Annotated in this window: 13 protein-coding genes; 5 read left to right on the top strand and 8 right to left on the bottom strand. The window is 66.1% G+C overall.

The window, feature by feature from the left end; translation table 11 throughout:
• Window positions 1–113: 113 nt before the first annotated feature.
• Genes GEV37_RS08705 through GEV37_RS08690 form a run of 4 tightly spaced genes read right to left on the bottom strand, consistent with a single transcriptional unit; the run spans window position 114 to window position 3547 of the window.
• The gene (locus GEV37_RS08705; RefSeq protein ID WP_227389854.1) at window positions 114–767 is read right to left on the bottom strand and encodes an N-carbamoylsarcosine amidohydrolase; all 654 of its coding nucleotides are present in this window, start codon (window positions 765–767) and stop codon (window positions 114–116) included.
• A gap of 10 nt (window positions 768–777) precedes the next feature.
• Complete coding sequence (locus GEV37_RS08700) at window positions 778–1539, bottom strand: maleate cis-trans isomerase family protein (RefSeq protein ID WP_449361577.1); 762 nt, start codon at window positions 1537–1539, stop codon at window positions 778–780.
• On the bottom strand, window positions 1536–2384 hold the full coding sequence (locus GEV37_RS08695; RefSeq protein WP_227389853.1) for an alpha/beta fold hydrolase: 849 nt from the start codon (window positions 2382–2384) through the stop codon (window positions 1536–1538). The genes GEV37_RS08700 and GEV37_RS08695 overlap by 4 nt, the downstream gene beginning before the upstream one ends.
• On the bottom strand, window positions 2381–3547 hold the full coding sequence (locus tag GEV37_RS08690; protein ID WP_227389852.1) for an FAD-dependent monooxygenase: 1167 nt from the start codon (window positions 3545–3547) through the stop codon (window positions 2381–2383). The genes GEV37_RS08695 and GEV37_RS08690 overlap by 4 nt, the downstream gene beginning before the upstream one ends.
• Before the next feature lie 516 nt (window positions 3548–4063).
• Between GEV37_RS08690 and GEV37_RS08685 the strand changes: the two genes are divergently transcribed.
• The 5 genes from GEV37_RS08685 (at window position 4064) to GEV37_RS08665 (ending at window position 10302) form a co-directional block, all read left to right on the top strand.
• Window positions 4064–4549: a (2Fe-2S)-binding protein gene (locus GEV37_RS08685; protein WP_227389851.1), complete on the top strand. Its 486-nt coding sequence runs from the start codon at window positions 4064–4066 to the stop codon at window positions 4547–4549.
• Entirely contained in the window at window positions 4542–7451 is a 2910-nt protein-coding gene (locus GEV37_RS08680; RefSeq protein WP_227389850.1) for a c-type cytochrome, read from the top strand. The genes GEV37_RS08685 and GEV37_RS08680 overlap by 8 nt, the downstream gene beginning before the upstream one ends.
• A gap of 45 nt (window positions 7452–7496) precedes the next feature.
• Window positions 7497–7685 carry a hypothetical protein gene (locus GEV37_RS08675; protein ID WP_227389849.1) on the top strand — a complete coding sequence of 63 codons (189 nt, stop codon included), beginning with the start codon at window positions 7497–7499 and terminating at the stop codon, window positions 7683–7685.
• Window positions 7678–9198, top strand: a complete 1521-nt coding sequence (locus GEV37_RS08670) for a sodium:solute symporter family protein (RefSeq protein ID WP_227389848.1) — start codon at window positions 7678–7680, stop codon at window positions 9196–9198. Before GEV37_RS08675 ends, GEV37_RS08670 begins: the two co-directional genes overlap by 8 nt.
• Before the next feature lie 72 nt (window positions 9199–9270).
• Window positions 9271–10302 carry a 2,5-dihydroxypyridine 5,6-dioxygenase NicX family protein gene (locus GEV37_RS08665; RefSeq protein ID WP_227389847.1) on the top strand — a complete coding sequence of 344 codons (1032 nt, stop codon included), beginning with the start codon at window positions 9271–9273 and terminating at the stop codon, window positions 10300–10302.
• Between the two features lie 63 nt (window positions 10303–10365).
• On the opposite strand, the gene GEV37_RS08660 is transcribed toward GEV37_RS08665, so the two are convergent.
• From GEV37_RS08660 to GEV37_RS08645, 4 genes are all read right to left on the bottom strand, one after another.
• Window positions 10366–12123 carry a S8 family serine peptidase gene (locus GEV37_RS08660; protein ID WP_227389846.1) on the bottom strand — a complete coding sequence of 586 codons (1758 nt, stop codon included), beginning with the start codon at window positions 12121–12123 and terminating at the stop codon, window positions 10366–10368.
• 108 nt (window positions 12124–12231) lie between these two features.
• A complete protein-coding gene (locus tag GEV37_RS08655; protein ID WP_227389845.1) occupies window positions 12232–13158 on the bottom strand; it encodes a 5-oxoprolinase subunit C family protein in 927 nt (308 codons plus the stop codon).
• Window positions 13155–13859 (bottom strand): 5-oxoprolinase subunit B family protein, encoded by a 705-nt coding sequence (locus GEV37_RS08650; RefSeq protein WP_227389844.1) that lies wholly within the window; start codon window positions 13857–13859, stop codon window positions 13155–13157. The genes GEV37_RS08655 and GEV37_RS08650 overlap by 4 nt, the downstream gene beginning before the upstream one ends.
• Window positions 13856–14614: a 5-oxoprolinase subunit PxpA gene (locus tag GEV37_RS08645; protein ID WP_227389843.1), complete on the bottom strand. Its 759-nt coding sequence runs from the start codon at window positions 14612–14614 to the stop codon at window positions 13856–13858. The genes GEV37_RS08650 and GEV37_RS08645 overlap by 4 nt, the downstream gene beginning before the upstream one ends.
• Window positions 14615–14646: the final 32 nt, after the last annotated feature.

The raw sequence follows: 14646 nt of genomic DNA, 5'->3' as shown, positions 1-14646 counted from the left end.
GTCAACGCTTGAGCGTTTTGTTGTGGTTGTGAGTGTCGTGGCGTGCGTTGAGAGAGCTACCTCCTTTATCGTCGATACCCGCAGGGCCACGCGGGCGGCCTTGCGGGTAGGGTTCATGGCGTACCAAGTAGATGATCGATGGCGCTCTGACGGTCGATGACATCGCCGTACTTGCTGTCGATGTCGAACAGGTTCGCCTCGTGCGGGTCGGGGTGGCGGTCGCCCACGCAGTCGCGCACCACCATCACCCGAAACCCGTACTGCAGGCCGTCGACGGCGGTGGCGCGAATGCAGCCGCTGGTCGAGCAGCCGGTGACGATGATCGTGTCCACCCCCATCGCCACCAGCATCGCGGAAAGCGAGGTGCCGAAGAAGGCGCTGGCGTACTGCTTGGTGATGACCGGCTCCGTAGGTAGCGGCGCCACCTCGTCACAGAACTCGGCGAAGGGATTGCCCGCCACCATGGCCCGCATCACCGGCGATTTCTGCACCCAGAGGCCGCCGTCGAGCTGATCCGGGGCATGGTAGAGAATGTTGGTGTGAATGACCGGGGTGTCGCTCTGGCGGGCGGCCTCGAGCAGCGCCGGCATGTTTGCCACCGCCTCGACGACACCGGGGGCGAACAGCGGCGACTCCTCGCGTACGTAGCCTTGCATGAAGTCCACTACCAAAAGCGCTGCCTTGCGCCCGAACCCGATGCGTCCGTCCCAGACGCCGCGATAGTTTTCCTGGGCCGAGGGGCCGGGGTTGGCGTGTTGGCTAGCCATGGGTGTGCTCCTAGTAAGCGCCGGAAAGCAGAGCGCCCGCGCCCGGCACGACCGGCTCCAGGTCGAGCGCCTTGAGCATGGCGTAGGTGGTGGCGATGGCGGCAGTGACCACGGGCTTGCCGGTCAGGGCCTCGACCTTGGAGACCGCCGCCAGCGACGGCATCTGCACGCAGGCGGACAGCACGATGGCGTCGACGTCGCTGACATCAAGGCTCGCCACGATCTCGGGCAGCTTGACCGGGTCGTGGCGGGCCACGTCCAGGTTGTTGGGGATCTCCAGCGCCCGGTAATCGACCACCTCGACGCCTTCCTGGCGAATGTAGTCCACCACCATCTCGGTCAGGGGCTTCATGTAAGGGGCGACCACGACCACGCGCTTGGCCTTCATAACGTGCAGGGCGTCCACCAGGGCGCCGGCGCTGGTCACCACCGGCGTGTCGCAGCCGTTCTCCTCGGTGCGTCCGCGCAGCCGCTTCTGGGATTCCCGGTGGTAGCCCGGCCCCATGGCCATGATGGCCACCAGGCAGGCGTAGCCCATGACGTCGACGGCGGCGTCGGAAAGCTCCAGGGCGCAGCGGTCGGACTCACCGTCCATCGCCGCCAGCTCGTCCTTGCTCACGGTCTTCATGCGCATGCGGCTGGAATGAAAGGTGAAGCGCTCCGGGCGGATCAACTGGCGCGCGGTCAGCATGGCCGGGATTTCCGTTTCCATGGTGATGTTGGAGCTCGGCACGATCTGGCCGATACGGTAGATCTTGGTGGGGGATGTCATGGTAATCGACCTCTCAAAGGGGGGGTGCCGAGAAAGTCCTCGAAGGCGGCGAAGAAGCCGTCGAGGTCGTCCCAGGGAATCATGTGACCGGCGCTTGCGGCGGTAGTGATGCGGATCGACGGCAACAGGGTCTGGATCTCCTGACGGTCCGCCTCTTCGATGACGCCGCCCTTGCCCGCGCACATCAAAAGTGTCGGCACCTGGATAGCCGGAAGGTCCTGGTGGATGTCCACGCTGTGGAACTCCTCGAAGGCCTGGATGATGGCCGGCGTGTAACAGGTGTGCAGCCACTCGGCGCGCAAGCGCAGCTGCTCCTCGCTCCAGGTGGGGCAGTAGGTGCGCATCGTGTCGATGTCCGCGCCGTGGGTGCAGTCGCGAATGGAGTCGACGTACCAGGGCAGCTTGCTGGGATACTCGCGACGCCCGGGGCCCGAGACCGGCGGGTCGATCAGCACGAGCTTCGCCACGCCCCGGGCGCCACGGGTCATGGCGCGAAGGGCAAAGCGTGCCCCCATGGAGTGGCCGGCCAGCACCACGTTCGAAAGGCCCAGCGCGTCGATGAAGGCGATGACGTCGTCGGCGCAGGTGTCCGTGTCGTAGTCGAGTTCCGGGCCGGTGGCGGAGAGCCCGCGCCCACGCACGTCCAGCACGTAGGTATCGAAGTGGCGGCCCAGGCGCTCGGCCACGAAGGACCAGGTAATGGCCGGGCTGGTAATACCAGGAATCAGTACCAGGGCCTGGCCGGTGGCGGCGGTGTCGCCGCCAAAGCGCAGGTAGTGCTGGCGGATGCCGTTGGCGTGAACGTGGGCGCCGTAACGGTAGGTAGAGTCGTGAGAAGAGGTCATGCGGGGTTCTCCTCGCGAGCGGTTTCGGGTGCCTTCAGGGGCGTTTCGAACACGTCGTAGCCGAACACCCAGGCCGGGTCCTCGTCCTGGCGCAGCCAGGTGTTGTCGTGGGACACCTTCTGTACCCGAGAGGCCCGCTCGAAGCGGTTGGTGCGGTAGAGCTCGAAGGCGTCGCGATAGTTGCTGGCGCCCACTTCCTCCAGGCAGCGCACCAGCATGGCGGCGTCCTCGATGGCCATCGCGGCCCCTTGGGCCATGTGCGGCTTCATCGGGTGGCAGGCATCGCCAAGCAGTACCAGGCGGTTGTCGTGCCAAAGCGGCAGGGGGTTGCGCTCGAGAAGCGGCCACTTGGTCACCGTCTCGGTGCAGTCGATCAGCGCCTGAACCGTGGGGTGATAGCCCTTGAACGCCTCGCGCATCTCCTCCCGGGAGCTGTCGACGAAGGAGGTGCCGTGGTTCCACTCCGGTTCCGGCACGCCGGTGACGTAGTAGTACTCCTTCTCGTCGCCGGTGACGAAGTAGACCATCATGTGGCGATCCTCTGACCACCACTTCACGCAGGCCTCGAAATCCAGCTCAAAAGCCTTGAGCTTCTCGGCGGAGATGATCGCCCGATGGGCGACCCACCCGCTGTAGATCGGCGCCTCGGTGCCCAGGAGCTTCTCGCGAATGCGGGAGTTGACGCCATCGGCGCCGATGACCAGATCGGCCTCCTCGGTGGTGCCGTCGGCGAAGGTCATGCGTACCTTGCCGCCCTGATCATCCACGTCCACCAGCCGCTTGTCGAAGAACAGGTTCTCCTGATCGAGAGTGCTGACCATCAGCTCGTGCAGGTCGCCGCGATGAACGGTGATGTAGGAGGCGCCGTAGTGTTCTTGGGCGAACTCGCCGAGCGGAATGCGCGACTGGTACTCCCCGGTCAGCCCGTTGCGGCTGAACCAGTGATCCGGGTGCGACCCCATGGCATTGAGCTTGTCCTCGATGCCGATGCGGCGCATCACCTTCATCACGTTGGGCCCCAAGTGGATGCCGGCGCCGAGGCGGGAAAACGCCGGGGCCTGCTCGAACACCTTGGTAGGGTAGCCGGCCTGCTGAAGCAGGGCACCGGCGGCAGCGCCGCCAAGGCCTGCGCCGATCACGGCAATGGTGGGCTTGTCGTTCATGGAGTCTTTTCCTCGCTTTTTATTGGCATTGAGCGCCGAGGGGAAGCGCCTGAGGCCTCAGGGCTGGCCCTTGTTTTATTGATCGGCTTCGCTTAAAACAACGTATACACCATTTATTTGGCGGTCAAGAGAAATTGAAATCCTGATGCCATATTGGTGGTGTGTTTTGTTATTTAATTTTAAATATATGAAATATATAGTTTTTAATAAAACATTAGAGAGTTTTTCAAAATGCTTGCCTAGTGATAGGCAACAGTGATATATGTTTTATAGGTCGTTTTTATAGTGTATGCACTAATAATGAACGGCGGTTTGCCGATTGCACCGGGATGGTGCGAAAGGTCGGCAAACGGGGTCGGCCGGTGGTTGCGATAACCTCAACTCAAACGCAACGCCTTACCGTCGACGACCGGCCTGTCTTCGTATCGTCGACGAAGACGACGGTTTCGAGAACGCTGGTTTCGAGAACGATGGCTTCGATAAAATTGCTTCAACAATAACGATGACTCTTTTTTTATGACGCTGACGCTGAAAGTGAACGGCCAGGAACATAGCCTGCACGTACCTCGAGAGACGTCGCTGCTGGCTGTGCTGCGCAATGACCTGGCTCTGAACGGGCCGAAGTACGGCTGCGGGTTGGGGGAGTGCGGCGCCTGTAGCGTGCTGGTGGATGGCATAGCGGCACGAGCCTGCGTGCTATCGGTCGCTGCCGTGAACGGACGCGAGGTGACCACTCTGGACGGCCTGGCGCAAGGCGACCGGCTCGACCCGGTACAGCAAGCGTTCATCGATGCCCAGGCGGCCCAGTGCGGTTACTGTCTCAACGGCATGATCCTGAGCGTACGCTCACTGCTCAATCACACCCCGGTCCCGAGCGAGGCGCAGATCATCGCTGCCCTCGATCACAATCTCTGCCGTTGCGGCACGCACCTGGAAATTCTCGACGCCGCCCGCCGGGCCATCGACCTGGACGCGGCTCAGCGAGGAGACCTCGATGGGTGAGCCCGTGCTCGGCGCCGAGGCGCTGCCCGTTCATCCCACGGGGCTCGTGTTCGGCGTCGTGGTGCGTCCGCCCCACTACCGCTGGGACGGCCTGAGTCTCGTCAACGACCGGCTCATTGCCGTCGACGACAAGGCGCTGGCCGCCCTCGATGACACGCTTCAGGTCGTGATCGAGGGCGACTTCGTTGGCGTGGTGGCCAAGAGCCTCACTCTTGCTCGCCAGGGCGCCGAACGCCTGGCGCTGCGCTGGGAGCCGGCCTTGGCTTCCGACTCCACTCGCACTGTCGAGCCCGCGCCGCAACAGAGCGTGGTTCGGCAGCACGTAAGCCAAGAGCCCGTAAGCCGAAAGCACGTCAGCCAAGAGTACGGCTGGCCGAGTCGCCTGCGCTGGGGCGAGGCACCGGGTTGGGTGGTGGTCGAACAGAGCGACGCGACGCTTCGCGTCTGGACCCACACCGCCACCCCGGAGGCACTGCGCCTCGATCTGAGCCGAGCGACGGGGCGGGCGCCTGGGGAGATCCTGATCGAGGGGCCGGAGCATCACCTTGCCACGGGACTTGGCCGCCACTGCGGTGACGACGCCGCAGTGGACGCCGCACTGATGGCCAAGGCGGTGGGCCGGCCGGTCGCGGTATGGCTGGACGCGGGATACATGGGCGATGTCCAGGCCCTTGGCCAAGCCCAGCGCATGACACTTGCCGCAAGCGTCGACCCACACGCACCGATTACCGGCTATCGCTACCGGCAGGCTTTCCCGCGGGGCGACGTGGCGGCGGTGGGCCTGCTGCTGAGCGGTCGCGCCGCCGGCGACGAGGGGGGCGCGTGCGCGGTGGCGCTGCACTCTCCCTATACCTTCGACGAGACCCGGTTATCGGCGCATACCGGCGTTCGGGATGGCGCCCGGGAGGAACTGGCGGAGATTCAGGAGACCTTCGCCCGGGAGGCTTTTCTCGACGAGCTCGCTCGCGCCCGAGGCGATGATGCCCTGACGCTTCGCGTGTCCCACCTGGAAGATGATCGCGGCCGTGAGCTGCTTGAAAACGTGGCTCGTCGCGCCGAGTGGGGTACTGCGCTGAAGGGCGACTCCGCCAGCGAGCTTGCCCGCGGGCGGGGGCTTGCCTACGCCCAGTTGCCGGATCGTCATGACCGGATGGAAAGCGGCGTGCGCAGCGCCTGGATCGCGGAGGTGGACGTCAATCGCATCACCGGCGAGGTACGCCTGACCCGCCTGGTGGTCGGTCAGGACAGTGGCGCGGAGGTGGATACCGCACGCCTGCAGTCGTCGCTTCAGACCCGGCTGCTCGGTCGCGCGCCGGCTTTCGATGAGTGGGGCGATGGCGGCGGGCCGCCCCCGGCGGCACTGCCCGCGACGACCGGCACCGCGCTGAACAGCGAGACGTCCGCGCCGCCTTCCAAGGATTCGGCCCGGGTGTCGTCAGGGTTCGATGAGGCGGCGCTCGCCCCGGGGGTTGCGGTGATCGCCAACGCGCTGTTCGACGCCACCGGCGTGCGCTTTCGCGAGCCGCCCTTTACCGCGACCCGTGTTCGGAGGGCGCTGGCCCAGGCGGTGCCGGGCCAGAAGGCCGGTGGCACACCGACATCGGTGACGTTCAAGGGCCGGCGCTGGCTGGCGGCGGCGGCGCTGACCACCGTGGCCGGCAGCGCCGTCATGGCTTGGCCCTGGAAAGGGGCGATCGCGCCGATCGCCCGGCCCGCGGCCACGCTCTACTCCGCCGAGACCATCGAGCGCGGCCGCCTGGTAGCGGCGGCGGGCGACTGCGCGGCCTGCCATACCGTGGCGGGTGGAGCGACCAACGCCGGCGGCCACGCCTTTGACACGCCTTTCGGTACGCTTTACAGCACCAACATCACCCCGGACGAGGCGACGGGGATCGGCCGCTGGTCCTACGCCGCCTTCGAACGCGCCATGCGCCAGGGTATCGGCCGGGACGGTCGCCATCTCTATCCGGCCTTCCCCTACACGGCTTTTGCCAAGACCAGCGACGCCGATCTTCAGGCCCTTTATGCTTACCTGATGGCACAACCCTCGGTGTCCGCGCCGCCGCGGGACAACGCGCTTTCGTTTCCTTTCAACCAGCGGGCGCTCATGGCGCCTTGGAACGCCCTTTTTCATGATCCGACCCCGTTTTCGCCGGATCCGGCTCAGAGTGAGCTGTACAATCGCGGAGCGTATCTGGCCGAGGGGCTCGGGCACTGCAGTGCCTGCCACAGCCCGCGCAACGCCCTGGGGGCCGAGCAGGGCGGGGAACGCTACCTGGCGGGGGCACTGGTGGATGGCTGGGAGGCGCCGGCGCTGAATACACTGTCGCGCGCGCCGGTCCCCTGGAGCGAAGGGGCACTGTTCGATTACCTGCGTACCGGTCGCGCCGACCTTCACGGGGTGGCCTCCGGGCCGATGGCGCCGGTGGTGGCGGGGCTTGCCGAGCTTCCCGAATACGACGTTCGGGCCATCGCCCACTACGTGGCACGTCAGATGGACGCTCCGGTGGTGGACGCCCCGGCCAGCGCCGCCGCGAGCGAGCGGCTGCTCGCCGCCGAGACGGGGCCTGTGGGGCAGGAGGCGGGGGAGCGTCTGTTCGAAGGGGCGTGTGCGGCTTGCCACGTGGACAACGGCGTGCCCGGGTTCACCAAGGCCTCGATGTCGCTTGCGCTCAACACCAATCTGCACAGTGACCATCCGGACAACGTCATCCAGTCGATCCTGGGCGGCGTTCACGACAGCGCCGTTCCCGGCACGGGCAGCATGCCGGGCTTCGCCGACAGTTTCAGCAACACCCAGGTCGCCACCCTGGCGGCCTATCTTCGGGCGCGGTTCGCGCCCGAAGCGGACCCTTGGCAACAACTCGAACAACGCGTTGCTGAAATACGCCGACCTCACTAGAACAACCCGCAACGCTCTCCCTGACAATACAAGACGAGGTGGATCATGAAACGAAGCAAGTGGATATGGGCCGTCTGGCTCGTGGTGCTCGCAAGCTGCATTGCCCCCTACACGATCCTGACGGACGTGGCGGCCTGGTACGGCAGTTTTCTCTTCTGGAGTTGCGCGGGGCTTGCGGTCATCGCGCTGAACATCCATATCACCAAGGATTTCGAGGAGCACGATCATGAGTGAGTCGATGATCTGGTGGTCGATCGCCATCTACCTGCTGATCGCGGTCGGCATCGCATTTCTTTCGCGCCAGGGGCCGGCGGAAAGCATGTCCGGCTACTTTCTCGGCAACCGGCAGATGAACGGCTTCGTGTCGGCGCTGAGCTACAGCGCGACGACCTACAGTGCTTTCATGATGGTGGGGCTCGCCGGGCTCACCTACGCCGGCGGCGTCGGGGCGCTTGGCTTCGAGATCATCTACTTCGCCGGGGTGTCCCTGGTGGCGATCTTCGGGCCGCGCTTCTGGGCGGTGGGCAAGAAATTCGGCTTCGTCACCCCCAGCGAGATGCTCGGCCACCGCTACAACAGCAAACGGGTCGCCATGGCGGTGTCGATCGCCAGCTGCATCTTCCTGATTCCCTACTCCGCCGTGCAGCTCGCCGGCGTCGGCTACCTGCTCGAGGGCATGACCGACGGGGCGATCAACTTCACCACCGGCGTGGTCATGGCCACGGCCATCGCGATCTTCTTCTCCTATATCGCCGGCATTCGCTCGGTGATGTGGACCGACTCGCTCCAGGCGTTGATGATGATCATTGCCTCGACGCTGGTGGCGTTTCTGGTCATCCAGGGCCTTGGCGGTTTCAGCGGTCTGTTCGGCACTCTCGAGCGTGATCATCCGGCCTCGCTCACCGTGCCCGGCTCCGGGCTCTTCAGCCTGGTCACCTTCCTGGGGCTGTGCATTCCCTGGTTCTTCTTCAGCCTGTCCAACCCTCAGGTGAGCCAGCGTCTGTTCATGCCGTCGTCGCTTCGCTCCATGCGCCAGATGCTGATCGGGTTTCTGGTGTTCGGCTTCATCTACACCCTGGTCTCGGTGCTCTGGGGCTTCTCGGCGCTGGCCGCCTTCCCGGACCTGGCCCGGGCGGATCTGGCAACGCCCACGCTTCTGGCCTCCGAGTTCGTGCCGCCGGTACTGGGGGTGATCGTGATGATCGGCATCATGGCTGCCGCGGTCTCGACCATCGACTCGATCATGCTGACCCTGGCCTCCATGATCTCTCGAGACGTCTACGCCAACGCCAAGCCCGGCGTCGACGAGAAGCGCCAGCTTTTGATGGGCAAGATCGTCGTGCCGGTCATCGCGCTGCTGGCGCTGGGCTTCGCGGAGCTTCAGCTCGACTTGATCGCGGTGCTGTCGGTGGCGGCCTCCTCGGGGCTCGTGGCCATGGTGCCGGCGATCATCGGTGCCTTCTTCTGGAAGCGCGGTACCGCCGCCGGCGCCCTGGCAAGCGTGGTGGGCACCAGCGCGTTCGTGCTCGGCATGTACGCCACGGGCAACTCGTTGCTGGGCCTGCCGTCGGGCATCTGGGGCATCGTCGTGTCCACGGCGCTGTTCGTTGGCGTGAGCCTGGCAACGAAACCCCACGTCGCCTCCAGCGAGGCCTTCCTGAGTGCGATCAAGGAGGAGCTGGGTCGCCGCAAGCGCGCGCCCCAGGTGCCGGCCTCGCCATCGACCCCCGAGCAAGTGAGCGTCTGAGCCTCGGCGCTCGAGCCCGGGCCCGTCGCCGCATCAAAGGCGGCGGGCCCCTGACGAACAGCAGGAGTCATCATGGATCACGCAAGCTTTACGGAAATCTGTCTGCACCAGCTGAAAATGTCCGGCGTGCGCTCGGACGAGCGGCTCGTCGTGCTGACCCAAGGCAGCGAACGGCTCGACTACGCCGATGCCTTCATGGCCGCCGGCCAGCGCCTGGGGGCCAACATGTACCACATGCGCCTGCCGGCACCGCCCGCCATGGGGGGCTGGAACGTGGGCGCCACCGGGCTTGCGGCGATGCCGGAGGCAGTGGAGGCGCTGAAGAACTGCGACATGCTCATCGACTGCGTCTTCTTGCTCTTCTCTCCGGAGCAGATGGCGATCCAGGCGGCGGGCACGCGCATTCTCACGGCGGTGGAGCCGCCGGCGCTGCTGGCGCGCATGCTGCCCTCCCAGGAGCTTCGGGAGAAGGTCGAGATCGGCGCCGCGCTTCTGGATCGGGCCAAGGTGATGCGCATCACCTCGCCCCACGGTACCGACGTCACCTACCGGCTGAACACCTACCCGACCGTTGCGGAATACGCCTGTACCGACGAGCCCGGACGCTGGGATCACTGGCCCTCCGGGTTCGTCTTCACCGGCGGTGATGACGACGGCGTTGACGGCACCATCGTCGTGGCTCCGGGGGATATCCTGCTGCCCCAGAACATGTACGTTCGCGACCCGATCACCTACACCATCGAGAAGGGGTTCATCACCGATATTCGCGGTGGTCTCGATGCCGAGCTGGTGAAGTCCTACATGGACGGCTTCAACGACCCGCGCGGGCTGGGCATGAGTCACGTGGGCTGGGGCATGAACCCGGACGCCAAGTGGCATCGCATGGTGCCCGGGGAGTTTCCCGGCGGCATGGGGATGGAACCGCGCAGCTTCTACGGCAACGTGATGTTCTCGACCGGCCCCAACAACGAGCTGGGCGGGCCCAACGATACCGCCTGCCATCTGGACATCCCGATGCGCGGCTGCTCCTTGTTCCTCGATGACGAGCCCATCGTCATCGACGGCGACATCGTGGTGAAAGAGATGCAGATGGCCCGCCGCTGAGGCGAGCCACCTCGCACCGGCGTTACCAAGGCACCCGCGGGTGCCTTTTTTGTGGGCGTGGCCTCAGCGTGCCCGCTCCAGGCTCTGCACCGTGAGATCCAGCGCCTTGTACATATCAAGTCGGGCGGAGAGGCCGATGTCCGGGTGTTCCAGGTCGTGGGCGCGCTCCGAGGGCAGGATTGGCGCGGTCAGGTCGTCCGCATCCGTGGGTTCGAAGTCGAACTCCTCGCCGATCGGCATCGCGCTTCGGCGCAGCAGGATGCGCAGCTGGGCCGGGGTGAGAGTCGGGTCGATGGACATCATGGCCGCCAGCAGCCCTGTGACCAGCGGGGTGGAGTAGGAGGTGCCGCAGTGCGTGTCGCCGGGCTCCCCCTCGGCGGTGGAGCCGTGCACACAGGCCGCGGCGGTGATGTCGACGCGCATGTCGATGTTCGAGGCATCGCGCTTGACCGCGTAGCGCGCATCGTCGACCGCCACGTCCTCCTCGCTTCGCTCGTGACCGCCTACCACGAACAGCTGGTCAGTGACGAAGGAGGAGGGCAGGCGGTATTCGTCCCGCCCGGAGAAGGACGAGGCGTTACCCGCGGAGTTGACCACCACCACGTCCGGGTGCTCGCGGCGCAACCACAAAAAGAACTCCTCGAGCAGCTCCTCGTAGCCGTCCATGGCGATGCCGGAGCGCACCAGGGAGTCGACCTCCTCGCCGTTGATGTCGATGGTGCCCACCCGGTGAATGCCCCAGCTCCAGTTGAGCAGTCGCGCGCCGTCCTCCACCAGGTTGACCGAGGCGGCGATGTTGGCGGTAATGCCAGCATCAGAATCGCGATCGACGATCACGTCGAAGCCGGGGCCGACGCTGTCGAGACCGCGCAAGAACCCGGTATTGCCGCCCTCGTTCCAGGCGGCGGCAAGAATGCCCGCCACCGTGGTGCCGTGGCCGGCGGGGTCGGCGGCGTCCTTGGCGTAGACGCAGGTGCGAGTCGCATCGACACGGCAGTCACCCAGGTAGTCGGCGAAATCCGGCGTGTCGAAATCCACGTTGCGTTCGATCACGCCGATACGCACCGGATGGGTGTCGACATCGTCATGCTCCCGGGAAAGGCGCCGTTGATAGAAGTTCACCGCATCCAGGAAACGGTTCGCCGCCCACTCCTGATCATGGGCATCCGGCGGGGCGCTCGCCTCCTGTTCAAGAAAGCTCTCCTCCGCGTTGGACTCCTCCACGACCACTGCATCGACGCTGAGCTCACTGCCCAGGCGAAGCACCAGCGCATCCCGGGCCTCCAGGTCGCTCACCGGCAGGCGCAGCTGATAGGTGTTCAACGGCGGTATCTGGCCAACCACCGTGGCGCCGTACTTGTCTGCCAGGCGGCGAGCCTCCTCGAGCCCGTCGTGCTCCTCCTCGATGATCACGCTGACCAAGTCCACGTAGCTCGATACACCGTCCATGTTCTCGGCGATCTCGTCGCTTGAGGCGGCGATCACGTGGCTGCCCTGGCGGGTGAGCCACACCGGGTTGCTGCGCCGCTCGCCCTGGGCGAGCCAGAGCGGACCGCTTCGGGTTGCGGGGTCCAGGGTGAGGCGCAGGCGCTGAGGCTTGCGCTCGATCTGGGCCGGGTCGAGGGCGACGCCGTCGAGCAGCAAGGTGAGTTCTGCCTCCTCGAGCCCGGCCACTGCCAGACAGAACGTGGGGGCGTCGGCGTCGAGCAGATCGCCGCAGCGCTGAAGCTGCTCGATGCGAAGCGGCGTGTCCGCCGGGGCACCGGCGGATACCAGAAGGGCGGCCAGTGCCGCCAAGCGGGTGAAAGGGGTGACGGCCATGTCGCGGCTCCCGAAAGCATCCATGAAAGTGCTCAAGCATAGCCGTGACGACTTAACCGAACATGAACGGGGTTCGATGCACGAGGCCACGCGGCCGCGGGGCCTCGACTAACCCCAGGCGCTGAGCTGGCGCCGGTGGTTCATCTGCGCCTGAGTGGCGCTGATCGGCGCGAGCCTTACCCGAGTGCCGGGCAGGCATTGGGCGAGCCGGGCGCAGGCGCCGGGGGTGAGCGCGCCGATGCGCGGGTAGCCGCCGATGGTCTGGCGGTCGTTCATCAGCACGATCGGCTGACCGTCCGGCGGGATCTGCACTGCGCCGAGCGGAATGCCCTCCGAGACGATGCCGGTGAGCGTACTTTTAAGCGGCGTACCGGTCAGGCGAATGCCCATGCGATCGGCACGCTGATCCACCGTCCACTCCTGGTTGAAGGCCTGGTAGAGGCTGCGCCCGGCAAAGTGCGCCGCCTGGGCGCCGAGCACGAAGGGCAGTGTGACAACGCCTTGAGCAGGCAGCGGCAGCTGGGCGCTGCGCGGTAGCCACCGCGGGGTAGGCTCACCGCCGTGCCAGGTGAGCCGGTCACCGGTCTTGAGCGGCGCGCCGTCATCCGTGAGCCCGCCGATCTTCTCGCGCACCGTGCAGGCGCGGCTGCCGAGCGTCTCGGGCGCGTCCAGCCCGCCGGGAAACGCCAGATAGGTGCGAAGCCCGCCCTGGGGTCTGCGAAAGCAAAGGCGCTGACCCGGTGCCAGCGTGAAGGTGCCCTGCGCCGCGAGCGGCGCGTCGTCGATGCGCGCACCGAGATCCGCCCCGACCAGCGCCAGCGTCACCTCGCGCTCGGCCTCGAGGGTCAGGTTACCGCCTATGACGATCTCGAGCGCGGCGCTGTGCACGGGGTTGCCCAGAAGCCAGTTGGCCCAGCGATGAGAGATCCAGTCGGCGGCGCCGCCTTGGGTGACGCCCAGGTGGTTGACCCCGAAGCGGCCGCTGTCCTGAATCAGGGCGAGCGGGCCTGCCTGGATGACGCGTAATCCCTTCATGAACGCTCCTCCATCGGAGTGGTGTCGCCGCCGGCGGCCTCGAACTCGGCCTTCGAGATCGCCTTGAAGCGCACCTTGTCGCCGGGGTTGAAGAGCGGCTCGCCGCGGCGGGCGTACTCGAACAGCGGCACCGCCGTGCGCCCGAGAATGTTCCAACCGCCGGGGGAGAGCAGCGGGTAGATCGCCGTCTGGCGATCGGCGATGCCGACGCTGCCCGCCGGCACGCGCTTACGCGGCGTGGTCAGCCGCGGCGTGGCGAGCGCCTCTTCCACCAGTCCCATGAAGCCGTAGCCCGGGGCGAAGCCGAGGGCGAACACGCAGTAGTCGTGGGCACAGTGACGCTGGATCAGCGCCTCGACGCCTATACCCGCCCGCTTGGCGACCAAGGGAAGCTCCGGGCCGACGCTTTCGTCGTACCAGACGGGAATCTCGTGGAGCTGGCCGTCTTGCGTCGTTGCCGGCTGCAGGCCGTCCAGCGCGCGGCGCGCCTTGTTCGAGGCCTCGCAGAACGAGAGCCGCGTGCAGTCGTAGTGGATCAAAAGCGTCGTGTAGGAGGGCGTCAGGTCGGTCAGGGCGTCGCCGAAGGCGTGGCGCAGGGCGCTGTCTGCGGCCATGATCCAGGCCATGTTCTCTTCTTCGATGGTGTCGAAAAGACGCAGCGTGATCGCGTCCATCGCGGCGGTTTCAAGACGTGGGTTCACGCGCGCTCCAGAGCGTCGAACGCGTCACGAATGGCGCGCACCGCCTTGATCGATTCCGGGTTGTCGCCGTGTACGCAGAGCGTGTCGCAGGCCAGTATCAGCGGCGTACCGTCGCGGGCGGTCAGCGCCTCGCCCCGGGCGAGCTTCTCGGCCTGGGCGACGATGGTGGCGCGGTCGTGATGCACCGCGCCTTCGAGTCTTCGCGAAGCGAGGTGCCCGTTGGCCTCATAGGCGCGGTCGGCGAAGGTCTCGAACCACAGCGTCACGCCCATTTGCTCGGCCAGCGCCCGCTGGCCTTGAGTGTCGGCGGTGGACATCACCATCAGCGGGAGCGTGGCATCGAAGGTCTTGACCGCGCGAAGCGCGCCTTCAAGCAATTCGAGGTTGGCGGCCATGTCGTTGTACATCGCGCCGTGCGGCTTGATGTAGGCAAGCTCGGCGCCTTCGGCGCGGCAGATGCCGGAAAGCGCGCCTGCCTGATAGAGGATCATGTCCTCGACCTCGGCCGCCGAGCAGGCCATCGAGCGCCGTCCGAACCCCATCAGGTCCGGGTAGCCGGGGTGTGCGCCGATGCGCACGCCGTGTGTGGCGGCCAGCGCCACGGTACGGCGCATCACGTGGGGGTCCGAGGCGTGGTAGCCGCAGGCGATGTTGGCGCAGTCGACGAACGGCATGACGTCGGCGTCCATTCCCAAGTGCCAGTTGCCGAAACTTTCACCCATGTCGCAGTTGAGCAGAGGGAGCTTGTTGGTCATTGTTGACTCTCCTTTATGCATCGGCCGGTGCG

This window comes from Vreelandella malpeensis (assembly GCF_020622355.1).
Taxonomy (GTDB): domain Bacteria; phylum Pseudomonadota; class Gammaproteobacteria; order Pseudomonadales; family Halomonadaceae; genus Vreelandella; species Vreelandella malpeensis.
The sequence above is the reverse complement of the archived record's forward strand: the minus strand, read 5'-3'. Positions and strand labels throughout refer to the sequence as shown.